The organism is Methanohalobium evestigatum Z-7303 (assembly GCF_000196655.1).
Lineage (GTDB): Archaea > Halobacteriota > Methanosarcinia > Methanosarcinales > Methanosarcinaceae > Methanohalobium > Methanohalobium evestigatum.
The window spans coordinates 939,831-958,324 of the sequence record NC_014253.1; the positions used below are offsets into that span (position 1 = coordinate 939,831).

General features: G+C 34.6%; 21 protein-coding genes and 1 pseudogene. 6 read left to right on the forward strand and 16 right to left on the reverse strand.

The features are described 5' to 3' along the window. Window positions 1-2: 2 nt before the first annotated feature. Window positions 3-1,019: a DUF4367 domain-containing protein gene (locus METEV_RS04845; protein WP_198008159.1), complete on the reverse strand. Its 1,017-nt coding sequence runs from the start codon at window positions 1,017-1,019 to the stop codon at window positions 3-5. Between the two features lie 181 nt (window positions 1,020-1,200). On the opposite strand from METEV_RS04845, the gene METEV_RS04850 reads away from it, so the two are divergent. Next, window positions 1,201-1,449 carry a pro-sigmaK processing inhibitor BofA family protein gene (locus METEV_RS04850; RefSeq protein ID WP_013194440.1) on the forward strand — a complete coding sequence of 83 codons (249 nt, stop codon included), beginning with the start codon at window positions 1,201-1,203 and terminating at the stop codon, window positions 1,447-1,449. Window positions 1,450-1,453: 4 nt separating this feature from the next. On the opposite strand, the gene METEV_RS04855 is transcribed toward METEV_RS04850, so the two are convergent. The 6 genes and pseudogenes from METEV_RS04855 to METEV_RS04875 all read right to left on the reverse strand — a co-directional run bounded on the left by METEV_RS04855 (window position 1,454) and on the right by METEV_RS04875 (window position 6,757). Continuing rightward, window positions 1,454-3,166, reverse strand: coding sequence for a PAS domain S-box protein (locus tag METEV_RS04855; protein WP_013194441.1), 1,713 nt, complete (start codon window positions 3,164-3,166; stop codon window positions 1,454-1,456). After that, complete coding sequence (locus METEV_RS12320) at window positions 3,157-3,306, reverse strand: hypothetical protein (protein ID WP_013194442.1); 150 nt, start codon at window positions 3,304-3,306, stop codon at window positions 3,157-3,159. Before METEV_RS12320 ends, METEV_RS04855 begins: the two co-directional genes overlap by 10 nt. A gap of 100 nt (window positions 3,307-3,406) precedes the next feature. Next, on the reverse strand, window positions 3,407-3,811 hold the full coding sequence (locus tag METEV_RS04860) for a DUF1699 family protein (RefSeq protein WP_013194443.1): 405 nt from the start codon (window positions 3,809-3,811) through the stop codon (window positions 3,407-3,409). A gap of 280 nt (window positions 3,812-4,091) precedes the next feature. Next, a complete protein-coding gene (locus METEV_RS04865) occupies window positions 4,092-4,817 on the reverse strand; it encodes a HesA/MoeB/ThiF family protein (RefSeq protein ID WP_013194444.1) in 726 nt (241 codons plus the stop codon). 25 nt (window positions 4,818-4,842) lie between these two features. Then, a pseudogene (gene sfsA / locus METEV_RS04870) lies at window positions 4,843-5,557 on the reverse strand (DNA/RNA nuclease SfsA). Between the two features lie 39 nt (window positions 5,558-5,596). After that, window positions 5,597-6,757, reverse strand: a complete 1,161-nt coding sequence (locus METEV_RS04875) for a S1C family serine protease (RefSeq protein WP_013194445.1) — start codon at window positions 6,755-6,757, stop codon at window positions 5,597-5,599. Between the two features lie 132 nt (window positions 6,758-6,889). On the opposite strand from METEV_RS04875, the gene METEV_RS04880 reads away from it, so the two are divergent. The 3 genes from METEV_RS04880 to METEV_RS04890 all read left to right on the forward strand — a co-directional run bounded on the left by METEV_RS04880 (window position 6,890) and on the right by METEV_RS04890 (window position 9,376). After that, entirely contained in the window at window positions 6,890-7,129 is a 240-nt protein-coding gene (locus METEV_RS04880) for a thioredoxin family protein (RefSeq protein WP_013194446.1), read from the forward strand. A 234-nt stretch (window positions 7,130-7,363) separates the two neighbouring features. Beyond that, window positions 7,364-7,627, forward strand: coding sequence for a hypothetical protein (locus METEV_RS12520; protein ID WP_049890979.1), 264 nt, complete (start codon window positions 7,364-7,366; stop codon window positions 7,625-7,627). Between the two features lie 3 nt (window positions 7,628-7,630). Beyond that, a complete protein-coding gene (locus tag METEV_RS04890) occupies window positions 7,631-9,376 on the forward strand; it encodes an IGHMBP2 family helicase (RefSeq protein ID WP_049890980.1) in 1,746 nt (581 codons plus the stop codon). Between the two features lie 47 nt (window positions 9,377-9,423). Here the strand turns inward: METEV_RS04890 and METEV_RS11995 are convergent, their stop codons facing one another. Genes METEV_RS11995 through METEV_RS04900 form a run of 3 tightly spaced genes read right to left on the reverse strand, consistent with a single transcriptional unit; the run spans window position 9,424 to window position 10,591 of the window. Beyond that, window positions 9,424-9,537 (reverse strand): VPXXXP-CTERM sorting domain-containing protein, encoded by a 114-nt coding sequence (locus tag METEV_RS11995; RefSeq protein WP_083810110.1) that lies wholly within the window; start codon window positions 9,535-9,537, stop codon window positions 9,424-9,426. Between the two features lie 6 nt (window positions 9,538-9,543). Further along, window positions 9,544-10,158: a 4Fe-4S binding protein gene (locus tag METEV_RS04895; protein ID WP_013194447.1), complete on the reverse strand. Its 615-nt coding sequence runs from the start codon at window positions 10,156-10,158 to the stop codon at window positions 9,544-9,546. 34 nt (window positions 10,159-10,192) lie between these two features. Then, on the reverse strand, window positions 10,193-10,591 hold the full coding sequence (locus tag METEV_RS04900; RefSeq protein ID WP_013194448.1) for a TrmB family transcriptional regulator: 399 nt from the start codon (window positions 10,589-10,591) through the stop codon (window positions 10,193-10,195). 216 nt (window positions 10,592-10,807) lie between these two features. On the opposite strand from METEV_RS04900, the gene METEV_RS04905 reads away from it, so the two are divergent. Then, window positions 10,808-11,977: an MFS transporter gene (locus tag METEV_RS04905; RefSeq protein WP_013194449.1), complete on the forward strand. Its 1,170-nt coding sequence runs from the start codon at window positions 10,808-10,810 to the stop codon at window positions 11,975-11,977. Window positions 11,978-11,988: 11 nt separating this feature from the next. Here METEV_RS04905 and METEV_RS04910 read toward each other — a convergent pair whose 3' ends face one another. Then, on the reverse strand, window positions 11,989-12,564 hold the full coding sequence (locus METEV_RS04910) for a phosphatase PAP2 family protein (protein WP_198008161.1): 576 nt from the start codon (window positions 12,562-12,564) through the stop codon (window positions 11,989-11,991). A 286-nt stretch (window positions 12,565-12,850) separates the two neighbouring features. Continuing rightward, a complete protein-coding gene (locus METEV_RS04915) occupies window positions 12,851-14,422 on the reverse strand; it encodes a B12-binding domain-containing radical SAM protein (RefSeq protein WP_013194451.1) in 1,572 nt (523 codons plus the stop codon). Window positions 14,423-14,648: 226 nt separating this feature from the next. Here METEV_RS04915 and METEV_RS04920 point away from each other — a divergent pair, with 226 nt between their 5' ends. Further along, window positions 14,649-15,158 carry an archaemetzincin family Zn-dependent metalloprotease gene (locus tag METEV_RS04920; protein WP_013194452.1) on the forward strand — a complete coding sequence of 170 codons (510 nt, stop codon included), beginning with the start codon at window positions 14,649-14,651 and terminating at the stop codon, window positions 15,156-15,158. A gap of 3 nt (window positions 15,159-15,161) precedes the next feature. Here the strand turns inward: METEV_RS04920 and METEV_RS04925 are convergent, their stop codons facing one another. The 4 genes from METEV_RS04925 to METEV_RS04940 form a co-directional block, all read right to left on the reverse strand. Continuing rightward, complete coding sequence (locus METEV_RS04925) at window positions 15,162-15,548, reverse strand: DUF1641 domain-containing protein (protein ID WP_013194453.1); 387 nt, start codon at window positions 15,546-15,548, stop codon at window positions 15,162-15,164. A 17-nt stretch (window positions 15,549-15,565) separates the two neighbouring features. Further along, entirely contained in the window at window positions 15,566-16,762 is a 1,197-nt protein-coding gene (locus METEV_RS04930; RefSeq protein WP_013194454.1) for an NAD(P)/FAD-dependent oxidoreductase, read from the reverse strand. A gap of 124 nt (window positions 16,763-16,886) precedes the next feature. After that, entirely contained in the window at window positions 16,887-17,267 is a 381-nt protein-coding gene (locus METEV_RS04935) for a hypothetical protein (protein ID WP_013194455.1), read from the reverse strand. Between the two features lie 14 nt (window positions 17,268-17,281). Beyond that, window positions 17,282-18,433: a baeRF10 domain-containing protein gene (locus METEV_RS04940; protein ID WP_013194456.1), complete on the reverse strand. Its 1,152-nt coding sequence runs from the start codon at window positions 18,431-18,433 to the stop codon at window positions 17,282-17,284. Window positions 18,434-18,494: the final 61 nt, after the last annotated feature.

Here is an 18,494-nt window from a genome sequence, read left to right on the forward strand (position 1 = left end):
AATTATTGGGTAATTTCCATGGATTCTGCAATTTTTATCAGTTCATCCTTGTCCAGTTTTTCAGATTGTAATATGTATTCCACACTTTTGTTATTCCATTCCAATGTTCTGGTACGGTTTGAATATATACCCTCGTCATCACCAATTGTAACGTTTTCTTGGCCAAAAATACGTGGTTCTTTTTCAGGTTTCATGTATGGTCTTTGTAACACTACAAGGATATCTCTGTATCTATCATTTTCATAATAAATCACTACAGATGAATCTTCAGGAACATACTGGATATAGTCCATTTCATAATTTTTTGGTAAATAAGTTGGTATTTTTATATTAAAATCAACTTTGCTTTTAGCTTCATCAAGGTTTATAGTTTGTGGGAGTGTATTATCCGGTTCCATGATTATTGCATTTTCAGGTGGGGTATACTCAAATACACTATCTGAAACGTTTTCATTAATTTTAAAATCTCTGAAAAATGCTGTAATAATAAGAGTATCATTTATATATAATTCGGATTTTACTGGTAGATAGTTCTCCTTACCAATCCATGTTTTTGTTTTACTTAGTGGGATGATACTTTGTTGAGTGTTCAGCTTAAATTGCATTATATAGGATTGTTTTCCGTTCAAAGTTTCAGAACCAAGTAGTTCAGGACTACTGTTGTTTATCAATTTTATAAAACTTCGATAGTTAAGGGGATTCAATTCCAGAAGACTTGTTACACCGGAAGGGTTTCTGGTTGCTATATTATCTTCAGAATTGTATATCCATATTGTAGACCCGTTATTAACTGCTGTGAAATCAGTGTTTTCGGGATATCTATGTAAGGTCATTTTTTCTTTTCCCGGTTCTTTATATGAGACTTCGGATACTATATAATTCGTGCTATTATTGGGTAATGTTATGTTCATAGTATAAGTATAATCATCGATTGTTTCAAATTTTTCAATAGTGGTTTGTTTTATTTGGTCAGCTGTTAATTCACTCCTCTGACTAGTACAACCTGAAACTAATAACATTAATATAAGCATCATTAATATCATTATTAAATTCAGTTTAGTCGTTTAAACCCCTCCAATTAAATAATACTATTTTTAATATAAACGCGTTATCCTAAGCAGACATCTCAAGATATGTATTAAAAATACAGGAACGTTTAAATATCATCTCCGCGAGAAAAATAAGTAAGGAGTGGATTTTATGGTAGTGCCAGAATTATCAACTATAATTATTGCATTGATAGCATTAGCAGTGATTTATTTCTTTTTCAAGACGTTTAAATCATTGATAGTAAACGCCATTGTAGGACTGGTTATTTTATTTGGTGCAAATATGTTATTTGGGCTTGGTATTGCATATACATGGCTTGTAATTTTGATTAGTGCAATAGGTGGGGCATTGGGTGCATTACTTATTATAGTCTTGCACGTGTTTGGAATCGCGTTTTAAGATATTAAGTACCAAATTCGATAATGAATTTGCTTCCTTTTCTTCTCTCCAGTTCTAAGCAGCCCCCTATCTGGTCGACGAGGGTGTTTACAAGCCTGAGACCCAATGAATCGGTATCATGTATATCTATGTCTTCAGGAATTCCTCTACCGTTATCAGCTACAATCAATGTATAATTTTCATTGTCAATTTGGTGGAGCATAATTTTTATTTCACCTGATTCATTTTCAGAAAACGCATATTTTAACGAATTGGACACAAGCTCGTTGATAAGCATGGCAAGCGGTATTATAGTATCAATATCAAAATATACATTATCTATATTATCTACATCCAGTGTAATGTTGTTATCGCCGTATAATCTGGTAAGATGGGTTAAAAGATCCTGGATATAATCTTTAAAATTGATACTGTTCAGGTTGCTGGTTTGGTATAGTTTTTGATGGACAAGTGACATTGAAACAATACGGTTTTGTGTATCTATGAACGCTTCATACACCTCTTCATCATCGAATTTTTCAGATTGGAGATTAATAAGACTTGATATAACCTGAAGGTTATTTTTGATTCGGTGATGCAGCTCCAGCTCCCTCATTCTTTCAGCATTTCTAATTTGTTCTGTCTGTTCTTCTACACGGTTTTCAAGTTCGGTGTTAATTTCTTCCAGTTTATTTGTATATTCTTTTATTTTTTCTTCAGCCCGGACTTTATCGGTGATATCACTTGAAACACTTATTATACCGATTATATTGCCATTAATATCTCTTACCGGGTCTCTTTTAATGTTAAATACATTGTTTGGAAATGTTGTGATTTTTTCATGATGTTTACCGGTTTTTACAATATAACTTATAGGGCAACAATCACAGATATCTGATTTATTATGAAGCAGTTTATAACAATAAGCACCAATCAGTTCATCCTGTTTGAACCCTGTAAACTTTGAAAAAGCTTTATTACACCACTTTATCTTTCCTTCAGTATTGTGAAATACAATCATTTCGGATGTAGAATTAAGGATTACACTTTTTTCTTCTTCTGCTTTTTTTCTTTCTGTAATATCTCTGGCTATACTGAGAACAGCAGGTTTGTCCCTGTAATGGATTAAGGTAGAATTAACTTCTACAGGAATTTTTGTGCCATTATTTGTTATATGTACAGATTCAAATTTTAATAGCCCAGTTTCAAGTATCTCATCTATCTTTTCTTTAACGCCACTGCTGGGATATTTGTAATCAACATCCTGTGCAGCCATTGAAAGTAATTCATCTCTGGAATATCCCAGTCTTTTAACAGCAGTCTCGTTAACATTCAAAAAATTTCCTTGAAGGTTTTGAACAAAAATAGCATCGTTCATATTGTTAAAAAGGTAATTGAATTCGTCTGCTGTTTTTCTGAGTTCATCATGTACCTTTTTCCATTCAGTGATATCCTGTGTGGCTCCGTACATTTTTATAGGATTGTTATCATTGTCACTTATTATTCTTCCATGTGTTTTGACATTCCTTATTTCACCAGTATCCTTTCTGATTATACGAAGTTCAATTTCATAGGATGATGAATTATTCAGGCAATCCTGCAATTTATTTTCCATGTACGGGATGTCTTCAGGGTGTACAATCTGGAGTAATTTATTGTATGTCAAAACTTTGTTATTGCATCCATGAATTTTACGCCATTCATTTGAGACAATGATTTTATCATTTTCTAATCCCACTCCCAGCTGCCTACACTTGACAGATATTCGGCTTCTTTGAAAAGTGTTTTATATTTTTGTAATTCCTTGTTCTCGTTTTCAAGTTTTTCAATATACCTCTGTAGCTCATCTGATGATGCTTTTTCAGTGCTATCCCACATTATATTCATCCTTAACCAGTATTAACCACCCAATAGTTTGACTTTGGTAAAAAAGTTATGTATAGTGGGATATTTCTGTAATTTTGGTAAATGCACAAAATCAGTAATTTCCATGATTGAGGAGAAATCTGATAAAATCAGGGTCTAATCTTGTTTCTTTGCTCATTTTTTCAATAATGTTATCTTCTGATAAACCTTCATTAACCATTTCTCTTAACTTTTTATATACACTATCAGGCACTTCATAATATTCGTTTATATCTTTTCTGTGTCCCCATATATCTCCTTCTATGAGTGAAACATTGTGTATGTCAAAAAACATTTTCATGGATTTTGAGAGCGTTTTCATGTATGAGCTGGGTATTTGGATAGCTTTAATATCTGGATTATTGGAAATAGCATTAAATATGTCAGTATTTGATGGTCTAAAAGCAAAATGGATATATTCATCGTTTTTATCAATATTTTCAATATCGCTTTTTGTACTTATAACTCTGAACTTCATGTAAATCACTCTGTGGTTTTAATTTAGTTAATTGACAAAACTTTTCAACTAAATTTTAAAATAGTATGGTCAACTATTTAAAAATTTTGTTCACTGCAGAAAATATAAAAATGAATAACAAAACAAATAATTTGAATTTGGTAAAGTTTTTTAATAAATCAAAATCAGTAAATGGTAAAACCCGGAACATGGAAATAATGTAGCTGAAATCATTTAGATATTATATCAACAATCATTATTCTATGTTCACAGATGGTATATTTTGGAAAACATTCAATATTTACTCAGTAGCACATATTTCACAATATTGGTTTTTGTTTACCGGTACTTCCTCTGTTTTGCTGTTGAATCCATCCCATAACAAAAGGCGACCAGTTAATAATTTACCGCTTCCCGTTAGATATTTTATAACTTCATTTGCCTGCATAGTACCAATTATTCCTGCAGTTGTTCCAAGAATAGGAAATGTTTTTTTCGGGGGAGTTTTTGAGATGAAACATCGCATGCAGGGTGTTTCTCCGGGAATAATAGTTGTTACCTGTCCATGAAAACCTTCCACCGCACCATGTACCAGTGGAATTTGTTCTTGTACTGCAGCTTCATTGAGTGAAAAACGTGTGTGATAATTATCCAGTGCATCCACAACAATATGGGATTTACCAATCAGATTTTTTATGTTGTCAGGAGAAAGCGTCTCATTAAATGTTTCTATATCGATGTTTGGATTAAGGTCATTTAGTTTTCCTTTTGCAGAATCCACCTTTAAAACACCAATATCTTTATGATGATGAAGTATCTGGCGGTTCAGGTTACTCAATGCTACAGTGTCATGGTCTATAATCCTGATTTTACCTACTCCTGCAGCAGCAAGGTATATAGCTATTGGAGAACCAAGACCTCCAGAACCAGTTATGGTAACAGACGAATTTTTTAATTTCTCTTGCCCCTCCTCACCGAACATCATAATCTGCCGGCTGTAGAGATTTTGCTCATTTTCTGATATCATTCATTATAACTCTCCTTTTAACCATTCAATCACATAGGGGTAACTGTTTTTTGTAATTGATAAAACCATTTTCATAACTAAAAAGCAGTGGGTATACTTTAACCCCTTTTTCAATAGCATGTTTATAAATTTTGTAAAATTCTGGATCGATTCTCATATTTGCTGTAAAGCATTCAGCATCGGGTCTGAATACAAGTATTATAATTGCACCGGAATATCCCTGTTCAACCGCTTTTATCAACTCATTTACATGCTTTCCCACGGGATGTAGGGGCATCTGGAAATAATGCTTTACCGTTATTCTGAAGGGTGCATCCTTTAACTTCTATCCATGTCAATGAATCATTTTGTTTTACAAGAAAATCCAGCCGGCTGTCTCCAAATTTTTGTTCAGGTGTTATACTATCCACATTTCCAAGTGGGCTGATTTTTTCATTTTCAATAACCAGTTCTGCTATTTGTCTGTGATATACAGAATTTATCAGAATCCATTTTTTATCCGCTTTTCCTGCAACCATTTCCCAGCCGGTCTTTCGTTTCTGACCTTCTGCTTTTCTTAGTAGAACTCTATTCCCGGGATATAGTATATCTTCCAGTCTTCCTGGGTCTTTTATGTGTACTTTTTCATTTTTGATTGGCTCTGGGCTTTTTATGTCAACTATACCAAGAAACCTGTTTTCTCTGGATACAAAAATTCCTTTTGAATCCCATGATATCTGTAGAACTGGTGTATTATCCACTTATTGCACCCCGATATAATAAAAAAAGTTAGACCTGTTTTACCGTAACAGGTTATCAGGTCTGTCCTGGAGTGTAACGTTGACTGTTTTTATATTTTCATTTCTGTAGATTTTAAGTTTTATTCTGTCACCGGGTAATTTTGTATCCAGATATGTTATCAACTGGTCGCTATTTCTAATTTCTCTGTTGTCCATTCCCAGTATTATATCACCATTGACCCATGTAGGTTCACCGTTAACAACAATTTGTTTACCCGGTTCCAATCCGGCTTTTTCGGCTGGACCACCATCAATCACTCTTACAATCATAACACCTTCTGATACAGTATCGTTCAGGTCCATATAATTGGCAGCATTGTAACTTACCGGTACCATACTGATGCCTATCCATGCGTGTTCATATTCTCCTTTTTCTATAATGGAATCTGCAACTTTTCTGGCTTTGTTAGCAGGAATGGCAAAACCGACATTATCACCACTTTTCGCCCGGTTTACACCTATAATCTGACCAGAAAGGTCAAGTAGAGGACCTCCGGAATTTCCGGGATTTAGTGGGGCATCAGTCTGGATTACGTTAGGTATAGAAAACCCTTCTTCAGTTGGCAGTACTCTTCCGGTAGCACTTACTATACCGTGGGTTATACTGCCTTCAAGACCAAACGGATTACCAATCGCCATGACAAATTCTCCGGATTCGATATTGGATGAGTTCCCAAGTTTTAGTGGAGACGGTGAATAATTCTCTTCTTCAGGGATATTATCCACTCTCAAAACAGCGATATCCGAGTATTTATCTGAGCCCACTATATTTGCTCTCTGTGTTGCTCCGTTTGAAAAAACAACTTCTACATTTTCTGCTCCATCGATTACATGCTGATTTGTTAATATATGCCTGTTAGAATCATAAATAAATCCTGAACCTTGACCTGATATTCGGCTACCAAGACCGCTTTCTCTTATATTTATGGATACTACTGAATCTGAAACCTGATTGTATAATTCCTTATAGGTTTCTGAGTAATTAATTGTTTTATTGATATTTATATGAACATTTTTTTGTGTTTGGTTTTGATTCTGGTTTTCATCCGGATTCAATGAAAGTGCCAGTGAAACACCACCAACCAGTAAACCTGCTATGAAAAAAACAGTTGCCACAATAAGTATCCGGCTTCTTACATTATGCTCTTTATTATCCACCATTAAGTTTTAATTACGCTATTGATAAATTTATAATTTATGAGATTTAGCAGTATTATTTAGTAGGAGATAAATTTATGTAATTCTTTTACATTTGTTTCAATAAATATTGAAACAATAATGAGGTGATAATTGATGAAGATTGAAGTACTGGGAGCAAGCGGATGTTCAACCTGTTCTAAATTAAAAGAAAACATTGAAAAGATTGTATCTGAAATGGGAAAATCGAGTGAAGTTGAAATTGTAAAAATTGAAGACCCTGTAGAAATTGCTAAAAGAGGTATTATGAAAACACCGGTAGTAGTAGCAGATGGTGAAGTTAAATTCAAAGGCAAAGTACCTTCAGATGATGAAATTAAAGAATTTTTACAATAATTTAAAGTTAAATTTATTTTATTTTTGAATGATATAGCAATACCGCAATTTTCAATAAAATATTTCACTTTTTCTACTTTTTCCATTTTTGATATTACGGATAAATTGAAGTATCACAATTTCACCAATTCATACTGTTTCACTTTAATATTACATTATAGATTGCTTATATTTTAGACATTATTTGATTTTTTAGAAAATGATGTTTGATGAAGTAACTGGTTTGGTGATACAGTGGCTGATAAGAGTTTTTCAAGTTATAGGGATTACAAAAATAAGTATACGAGATTGGTAGGGCTTGAAAGAGAAGAGGAAATGAGGAGACATCTTGATGAAATAAAAAACTTGCATCCAAAAGAAAGAGAATCCCGTGGAAGAGCTATTCTTAATATGAAGGGTAGAAACCAAGGAAAAGGACTTGGTGGTAGATACATTATAAAATTTGTAAGGGTAAAAGGCGGTCAATTGCCTGACACAGAGATTTCTATTGGCGACTAGGTAATGATAAGCAAAAACAAACCTCTTGATCCCAATAATCCGGAAGCCACGGTAATAGAAAAAACCAATTATTCCATTTCTGTATCATTTAATAGTAAACCTCCGGGGATGATTTATGGTAAGGGTTTAAGAATCGACCTTTATGTTAATGATATAACATTCCAAAGGATGCTGGAATCCATAGAATACTTTGAAAATCCTGAAAATGACAAATCCCGTATTCATAACATATTGATTGGAAATGCAAGTCCCATATTTAATGAAATGTCAGAGCCACAAATCCATAATGACAATTTAAATTCATCCCAAATCAATGCTGTAAAGAAATCGCTTGAGTCAAAAGACCTTTTTTTAGTACATGGTCCACCAGGAACCGGTAAGACCACCACACTAATAGAGGTTATTGAACAGCATATCGATAGGGGTCATAAGGTTCTTGCGACAGCTGATTCAAATGTGGCAGTGGATAATCTGGTAGATTTTTTGACCAGTAAAAACAGGAAAGTGGTAAGAGTGGGACATCCTGCACGTGTTACAGAAACATTGAGACAGCATACATTGGATTTCCTTGTTGAAGATAAGGAAAAATACCAGAAGGCTCAGGAATTGAGGACAAAAGCTAATGAACTTAATGAAAAACAGAAAGATTATCCCTGCTCAACCGGTAGATGGAGAAGAGGTCTTTCAAATGATGCGATAAAAGACCTTGCAAGAAAAGGCAAGGGTTCAAGGGGTATTCCTCCCAAAAAAATGAAACAAATCGCCAAATGGATTGAATTACAGGAACAGATAAATTCAATTATTGAAAAGGCGAAAAAATTTGAAGATGAAGCAGTGGATGAATTGATTCAGGAAACTGATGTAGTTTGTACAACCAATTCCACTGCAGGGAGTGATTTACTGGAAAATGAATATTTCGATGATGTGGTTATAGATGAAGCGACCCAATCCACAGAACCATCCTGTTTGATACCCATGAAACATGGAAATAAAGTGATACTTGCAGGGGACCATAAACAGCTCCCTCCAACAATATTAAATCAGGAAGCAAAAAAGGAAGGTCTGGAAGAGACACTTTTTGAACGGATGCTTGAGGTTCACGGCACACAGATAAAACAAATGCTGAATATCCAGTACCGGATGAATACTGAAATTATGAGTTTTCCAAATACACATTTTTATGGAGGAGAGTTGAAAGCTGCAGACGAAGTTAAAAACCATAAGCTTGAACCATCTGTTTTAAAGGAATCACCCGATGAGTTGATAGAAAAAATCTGTGATTTTAAAAATGGCATTACTTTTGTAGATACTAATGGCAATTTCAGAGAAAATGCACCTAAAGGTTCTACCTCAAAAGAAAACCCAGAAGAAGCAAAAATTGTGAAAAATATAGTTGACAGAATACTAAACAAAGGAATAAATCCTGAAAACATAGGGATAATATCACCCTACGATGCCCAGATTGACCTTCTTAAAAACAAAATTGATTTTAGCGGACTTGAGATTAAAACAGTTGATGGTTTCCAGGGAAGAGAAAAAGATGCTATTATTCTGTCACTGGTAAGGTCAAACCAAAACGGGGATATCGGGTTTTTAACGGATTTGAGAAGATTGAATGTATCCCTTACAAGAGCCAGAAAGAAGTTGATAATAATCGGTGATGGAGATACACTCGGAACCGATAGAACCTACAATGAGCTCATGAATTATATAGCAGAAAATGGAAACTATTTAAACATTTCAATTTGAGTTCATGAATAAAAAATAGTAAGGATAGTGGTGAACTATCCGTTTAATCATTTCTTTTGTTCTTTTCTTAAAAAGAGCAGTATTGCAATACCAAGCACACCAACCAGAAGAACAGGGTTTGCGGTTGGAACTCCTGTCCAGTGGTCATATCTAAAAGTCACACCGGTTTAGTCTTGAAAATCTATAGCTCCTTTTGGGCACGCATTAACGCATCGTTCACATTTAATGCAGTCTGGTTTAGTTTCATTTTTGTGGACTTTAAGATGCATGGGGCATGATTTGTCACACTTTTTACATGAAATACATCTGTCTTCATCAATATCCAGTTGATATTTGTTTCCACCAAGTATCCTCTGGGCAGTTCCCATCGGACAGAACGAACACCATGTTCTGGGGCTTATGGATATTCCAAGTACAACTGCAATTGATGTAGTAACAAGACACATCACTACAAAGACCATTCCAATCTGGTTAATAAGTCCCTGTGTCTGCATAATTCTAAATCCCATAAATCCCATAAGGGCTGCAAATACAGGAACTCTTAGCCAGAGGGTCTTAAGGGTTTCTGGAATCTTTTTATTCTTTGTAATTTTACCTACTACGAAATCATTAAGGCTTCCTCTCGGGCACAGGTTTCCACAAAACCATCGTCCTCTGAATGGACTTATCAAAAGCAATGCAGCAAACACAACCAGCATGAAATATCCAAGAATCGGGAACCATAGTCCTGCAATGGATACAATCAGTACCAGTATTCCAAGATACGGAGTAATTTTAAGCATAATATTCACCTCCTGATAGTTTTTGATTATTATTTTATATTGGGGCTTTTTCTGATTTTGAATACTGTTTATCCTGTTCTCCCATTATCCATTGGTCGAGTTCATTATCAACTCTATTAACCCAAGTGTAGACAATATCCATTATCAGATTCTTTATCTCCCTGCGGCTGTATATTCTGTATATGTATACATATCCACCATTGTCGAGGTTGTTCTGTGACCTCTTGAGAACTTCATTTGAATGCAGTTTTTTAACAGCTTTCTGAACTGTTGACAGGTCAAGTTTCAATTCAGTAGCAATATTTTCTGTAGTTACCCACCTATCAGTGTCTCTCAGGAAATAATTCATAATATCAAGTTCGGATTTTGTTAAATTCAGTGCACATTTAAGGACATCATCCAATTCAAATTCCTTACATGCAAAGTCTATCATTTGTATACCTCTTTGGTACTTCTAATTATCATCAGTACTGCTATATAATATCAGTATTATATAAAGAGTTTCAAGTACTGATAAAAACATGATAAAAATAGAAGTACTGTTAATCTGGACGATAAATTATTTTAAGGCTTTATCTTTTTAATAAATCCGTTGTGGTTCTTTACATAGGTTACAACTTCATAATCGAGCAAATTTTGTATTCAAAATATGAATTCTGATAGAATAACACTGTTTATATTGTGCCTGATCACCTTTTTCGGGATGTCGGGCAGTACATTGCTGGGGCCTGTTTTACCGACCATAGTTGAACCTTTAAACACCAGCCGTGAAGCAGTAGGTCTGATTCTGGCTGTATATACACTATCTACTGCATTGTTTACATTGGCGATAGGAAGCATTACAGATAGAATTAATCATAAAAAAATACTGATACCCTGCCTGATAGTAAATGGTTTATCTGGGATGGCGGCCTTTTTTGCAACAGATTTAACCCTGCTTCTTTTTATACGGTTTATCCAGGGTTCAGCAGTTGCAGGAATGACTCCTCTTGCTATGACTATCATTGGAGGACTGTACAGCGGTAAACAACGTATTCATGCTATGGGTAGAAGAAGTATGTCCATAGCAATAGGTGCGGTATCTTTACCATTTATCGGGGGAAGTATGGGTATTTTTGGATGGAATTTCCCATTTCTTTTTTACTGCCTGACCATTCCGATAGCTATAGTAGCAGTATTTGCACTTCCTGAAACAAATCCTGAAGAATTTACAGGCAAAGCAACGATTGAACTTACAGATATAAAAGAAGCCTTAAAAGATTTCAGGGTTTCCTACACGATTTTTTTAAGTTTTGCAATAGCTTTTCTGCTTTACTCTGTAATTATCTATGTACCTTTTATACTGGAAGACAGTTTTGATTTTACATCACAAGGGGCGGGTATAGCTCTCAGTTTACGCGGTGCATCGGTTATAGTGGTGGCTTCACAGGCAAGAAAATTGTCTGAAATATATTCCGAACATATAGTGATGTCAGCAGGTTTTGGTCTGCTAAGTGCCGCTATTGCAGGCTTCCCATTTGTAAATACTGTGTCATCAACATTTTTATTGTTACTCCTTTTTGGAGCAGGATTTGGAATGATACAGCCATTTTTAACAACATTAATAATTCAGGTATCACCGAGTAACATAATGGGAGGAATTGTTTCGATTTTTAATACAATGAAATATATCGGTCAAACTGCTGCACCCTCAGTTCTGGGTATAATCCTGTTTTATTTTAATATGGATATGATTTTTATTGTATCCAGTATTTTCGGATTCATCATTGCACTATCAGTCTATTTAACAAAGGCAAGGTTTTATGAAACAAACCAGTAAGAACAGATGTATTACATTCTATGGTTAATTTTGAATCTATCAGGTATTTTAAACAGATGAAGGTGTCTATCTGTAATATAAAAAACACCTAAAGCAAGAATGAATCCTGTAATAAGGTCAATAATCCAGTGTATTCCAAGATACAATGTAGTAAAAAGTATTGCGGCAGTAACACTGGTAGCAAACATTTTGTATCGCCTTAGTCCAGATTTAAAAACAATCAGTATAGACATTACAGAGAGTGCTGTATGAAGGCTTGGCAGACAATTATCAAGATTTGGGTCACTCATCCTGATACCCTGTGATATTATAGGATTTAACTCATAAAGCAGGGGTTCAACATTTTTAAGTGTGTAACCAGTCACCTCTACAGGTAATAGGACATAAAATGGATAGGCAATCAGATAAATTAAAATAAACGCTATTGTGAATTGTTTTAAAAGTTTAAGTTTTTGAGTATACACCAGAATGAAAAATGTAAACACAAGCAAAAATGGAAACGCAAAAAGGTATACAGCACTGCTAATGTATGTTAAAAGCGGATTGGCTATGTACTGGACATAATTTACAATATCCCCTTCAATCATTATCAAATACTTGGTATAACTGTCACGTGGAACAATACCCAAATGGTTTGTTATATTATTCTCAAAATTTATAAAAACATATACCAAAATTATAGGTATAAAATATATTAAAGTATCAATAACAAGTTTTTGTTTTTGAGGTTTATTGTGTTCATTTTTAAATTCTGAAGGGATGAATACATAGTACCCTATAATTGACAAAAAAATAACAACAAATAACGTGATAATACTCAGCAAATGTTCTGATACCATTATCCTGCCTGAAATATTGTATATTGGTTATAAATCAAAAATCTGAAAGGTCAGGATTTAACCATTTACTTGGTTCTGTATTGTCAGTAGGTGGCTCTCCTCTTTTCATCCGATTTACATATTTATTAATTCTTTTTCCGGTTTTTTTCAGTGAATGTTCAAGGATCCAGCTTTTTATACTTGTATCGTTTTTATAGTTTTTCAACAAATGAGGAACAATTTCTAAATCATGTTCTATACATTCACCCATAAGCTGCCAGTGTTCTGGTTTCATTTTGTCCATAGTAAATGATTCTTCATTGTCCAGTGCTGAACCCTTCATAGATACAAAATTCATAGGAACAATTAGCGATGAAGTGCCTTTTAAATCTTTGACAAGCTCAATACTTGTATTAATATCATCGGTGGTTTCACTCGGAAGACCGTTTATAAGTGTGGCTGCAGTAATCCAGTTGTTATCATCAAGTATTCCATATGCCTGTTTTACTACTTCCTGCCATTTTTCAGGCGATTCTGGCAAACTCTTTCCTTCCATATATCTTGCTATCAATCGTGTGCTTCCGGTTTCTATACCTGTTTGAGCACCAAGTGAATTCTGTTCCAGTTCTGAATAGCAGGTATCTGTGACCGATTCAACAAGTTCCGGGTTGGAATACACAGTTGCAAGAGCCAGATGGCTTGTACCTATTTTATCAACACCTTCAGTAGAAACAACCTGTTTGAAAAGGTCAAGCACCTGTTCTGAATTAGGTTTTATACCTTTGGCACCATATCTGAGGATATCTTCAGAATGCAGGATTATAGAATGTTGTCCAAAATTTACATTGGTCTGTACATCTTGTAAAATATGTTCAATAGGTTTAAAATGAAGTTTTTGCATAGTGGGAGTACAGAATGAGCATCCCCTGCCACAACCTCTAAAAACCTCTACCAGCCCATGGATTGTAGCACCTTTGATATTAGGGATATTATCTACATTTGGTTCTTTCCCTTCTATAATCCTTGAAGGTTTTTCTCCGTTAAATATTGATTCAACTATTTCAGGAACAGTTATTTCTCCTCTGCCAAGATGAACATAATCTATGTTTAATTTATCCATTAATGATTCATCAGCAAGTTGCCATGCTGATTTTCCTCCAGCAATAACGGTTTTTTCTTTCATAATTGGTTTTTTCATAAGGTCAAAAAATTTAACTCTGTTAAGTGGTGGTCCTATGTCCACAATATCGACAAATTCTGATGTGGGTGGATTGATACCCAGATAATCATGACCAGTAATAGCTATGATCTCTGTCCTGTCACCTGCTACTTTATCGATATCATTTGGATGGACAACCGCAACTTCATCAGTCCCGAATTTATCTGCAAGTGATGCTTCTATAATTCGTAAACCACAATCAGCGTTTAAAACTCTACCATTCTTGCTTTTTACAGAAGGTGACCATATACTAAAAAACATCCAATCGGGTATTAAACCTTTAGGTATACAGGTAGAAAACCCTACAAACATCCCCCAACGATATTGGCTCATAAGGGTTTCATCAGCAGTTAAAATAATTTTTGGGCTGATGTCACCTTTGTGAAATAATCCTCTGATTTTACTCATAATCACACCTACTATTCCCCAACTTTTGTGTGTAAAAAATATTATAAATTCTACTTCCTTGTTTTGACAATCCAGACGCTATATATTTAAACCAGTTCTTTTATATGTTTTCTTATAGCAAATTTTTAGATAATCAAAAGAAATTGATAATTGGTAATATTTGCAACAATTATTTATCAGAAAATAACAAACATGTAACATACTGTTTATTATCAGGTGTAGAACAATGTTTTTATATTTAAGACCTATCGGACACATCGAAAATACAATCCTTTCAGAACTAATAGACCCCGTAAATGAGGCTTTTGGTGTTCTTGTAAAAGTTGACCTGCCTATGGATGTTCCGGAAAATGCATATGACCCAGGCAGGGGTCAGTATCATTCATCAAAGATTCTTGAAGAAATGTCTGAAACAATACCAGAAGACGCATCCCATGTACTGGGTATTACGGATGTAGACCTTTATGTTCCACAGCTTAATTTTGTGTTTGGTGAAGCCAGCAACAAGGTAGCCGTGATTTCCATAACTCGGTTGAGGAATGAATATTACGGGTTGCCAAAAGATTATGAATTGTTTAAAAATAGAATAATAAAAGAAGCTATACATGAGATTGGACATATGTTTGGTTTCAAACACTGCCCAAAAAAAGAATGTGTAATGCATTTTTCAAATTCATTGGAAGATACCGATACCAAAAGTTACAGACTCTGTTCAAAATGCCAAGCTCTATTTTGATATTCAATATCTGCTTTTGAATTCATTGTTTTCAGTTGACGCTTTTCCGATAGCTTTAAGCAATTCCATCATTACTCCTACACCTTTTTGAACGTCTTCATCTTTAAGCTCACGGATTATTCCCATCATTCCAAGCTGTGGAGGATCAAGCAGAGCTTTGTCAAATTCAGGTTCCTGCAAACCCCTTTCAAGCACATCGACAAAATCAGTACTAACCATGGCGTTTAATAGTTTAAACATGCTGGATTCTACATCTGCAATACCTTTCAATGTTTCATCATTCATGTAATTTTGTAAGAGTCTATAGGTTTTGAGCATATCAACCAGTGTGTCAAGGTCATTTGGATCAAGCTCTAATCCCTGAACATCTTTTCTTTCTTCTTCTGACATTATTACTCCCTCCAGTTTTAGAACAATGCTTTTAGGCCTGCATCCCAGTGGATGTAATAGTACATCCTGTATATGTACCATCCGAGCTTTGTGGGTTCAAATGATTCAGGAGGTGCACCATAAGACCATGACGGAATGTATGCCTGTCCTTTTGTAAATGGTGTGGGCATAGCTCCGATATACGGACATCCTACCTCTCCCATGTAGGACACTTTTGTTCCGTGACCATGTATATCATTTACCAAATTGTGACTTACAACAAGTGATTGATAATGAGCTCCTATTCCTGATTTTATAACACTTGCAGGTCCTGCATCTCCAGCAACATAAACCTCGTTATGGTTACCTGCTGGACCTCGATATTGTAGAGTAAATTTATCTACAGGTATCCATCCAGTTTCATCAGTCAATCCGGAATCAATTATTGGTTGTGGTGATTTATGAGGGGGTGTTGTTATCAACAGGTCGTATTTCTCTCTGTCACCGTTTTGTGATACAATTTCCCTGTTTTTGGAATCAACTTCAGCAAGTTTGAAATTCCTATTAACTTCAATATTATCGTCCTCAAAAACCTTTGTAGCAACCTTATTAAACTCAGGTGGTCCAATCGGCTCCATAGGCCAGAAGAAACTAATCTGTATGTTTTTACACATCTCTTCAGTTTTCATGAATTTTATATAATCATTCAGCATTACCGCAAATTTAACAGTAGCACCGGGACATGAAACAGGCATCTGTGCAACTGATATAGCAATACGACCCTGTTCAAAGTTGTCGATTTTTTCTTTCAGTTTAAAAGCGTCATCCATTGAAGTATAGAATGTGTTGTAATCCTCTGATAGACCCGGTATATTACTAATATCTGTAGTGCTTCCAGTAGCGATTACAAGATAATCATAGTTGAATGTATCACCGCTTTTAACCTGTACTTTTCTATTCTCCAAATCTACTCCAGTGATTTCACCTTTTTCCCCGAAAACACAATTAATCCTCGGGCTAAGTACTTCTTTCCTCGGTCTTTCAAGGTCTTCAGGTGTATAAAGCCCAAAGGGTAAAAATGTAAACCCACCCTGATTTATATTCATATCATCTTTATCCAGTATAGTTACATTCAAATCGCCTCTGGCGATTTCTCTTCTGAATTCTCTTGCCAGTTTGTTTGCAACTACAGTACCAGCATAGCCGGCACCCAGTATCAATACATTTTCTGTCATGTTTACTCCCTATACAATAAATTCAGTTACAATATGCTTTAAATGTATATATGGAGTTTTGTCATATTTAAAAGGTATTATGTGCTGATAAAAACTGATAAAAAATAGAAGTATCAAAAATTAATCATATATGTTTGTACTTTATGGTATCATTTAACTGGATTAAATAATCCTGCAAACGTAAATCATCGATTAATTCAAGGATATCTTCTCTGTCTGCACCTTCTACTTGAGCTCTTTCAATTATATCTTCTATCGGGACAAAATCTTCACCGGTTTCTCTATAAATATCCAGATAGATTGATTTTACCAGTTCATTTTTGCTGTATTTATTTTCCCTTTTTTTACTGGATAATTTGATTCCAAATTCATTTTCCAATTCATCCAGCAGGTTATCAACATTTGTATAGTTGTTTTTAATATGACGTATTCTGCTAAAACAATCTTTCAGTTCATTCAACATCTTGGTTTCCATTTCATCAATACGTTTGTCAGTTTCATCCATATTTTACAGCTCCTTTAATATCTTAAAATAGCACCTACTCCACCAATTGATTCCAGAAATTTGTCATCATCTACAAATTCTACCTCTGCATCTGTATATTGTGCCATCTCGTAAAGTTTTTCAATAATTTCAGTTTTTGAAGTAGTTCCACCACAGATTGGACAGGCTGGATAGGAGTTACCGGTAACATGAAGTTCCTGACACTTTTCGCATTTACTCCCCGGAACAGCAATATTGTTCAAAATTAAAAGAACACTAACCCTCCCCTGATAAAGATCATTTTTAATAGCATCGATACCATACTCAGCCAGACCACCACTCAATACAGCAGCTCTAAAATTATTAGCTTTTTCTCTTGAATATGATTTCTCATTAGTCTTTAAGATAATGTCACCAGTATTAACAAGCTCTTTTTCTGAAACATCAATTGGTGTATCTACTATATCCATTACTTTATTTCTAATCCATTCAGGTAATATATCCCTTAATTCTTTTTTTGCATCCCCTGGTCCAGCTATTATTAACCCTTTGACCTGATGGTTTTTGCAATATTCTTCTATAGATTCCGCCACACTGGAAAGAAATGATTTTATAGCTTCTTTTCTCAGACGGTTGAACCGCATCTGGCTCCATCCACCCTTTTTATGCTTATTCATTAGGTCGGTGGACAGATGTGATGTCTGTTTAACAGCATCAGAACGGATATTGAACAATCTGGATTCATGAGAATCTAAAAGTACTATTCCATAATCACTGTAATCATCTCTAAGTCTGGCAAGTGGAAGAAGAAAAGGTGAATTATCAAGTATCAAATACCTTTCAGGTTCCAGTGGAATTCTGAAAACATATATAGTCGATTGTGAAACAAATAGTATTCTTCCTTTTTCACCTTTCAGTTGAGGAAGACTGCAGTATTTTTTATAGGTGTTAATTAGGTCTTCGAACTGGTCTTTGAATTTTTCTGGTAGGGCTTTTCTTATATTTTTGATTCTGGATGTTAAAAATTTGTTATTTACTTTATTATCGTTTTTGTTTCCTATGGGAAAATAAATAGATAGATATATATCGTTATCATCTGATTTTTCAGAAATGGATTTGATGTTAATATCGGTTATCGGTGTTAGTTTATCAATTATGATGTTTTCTGATTTTTCACTGTTGTGCATATAGATATATAGGATGGTTTATAAATAAAAAAGGTTTTTTAGACCTTTTTAAATCGAAATA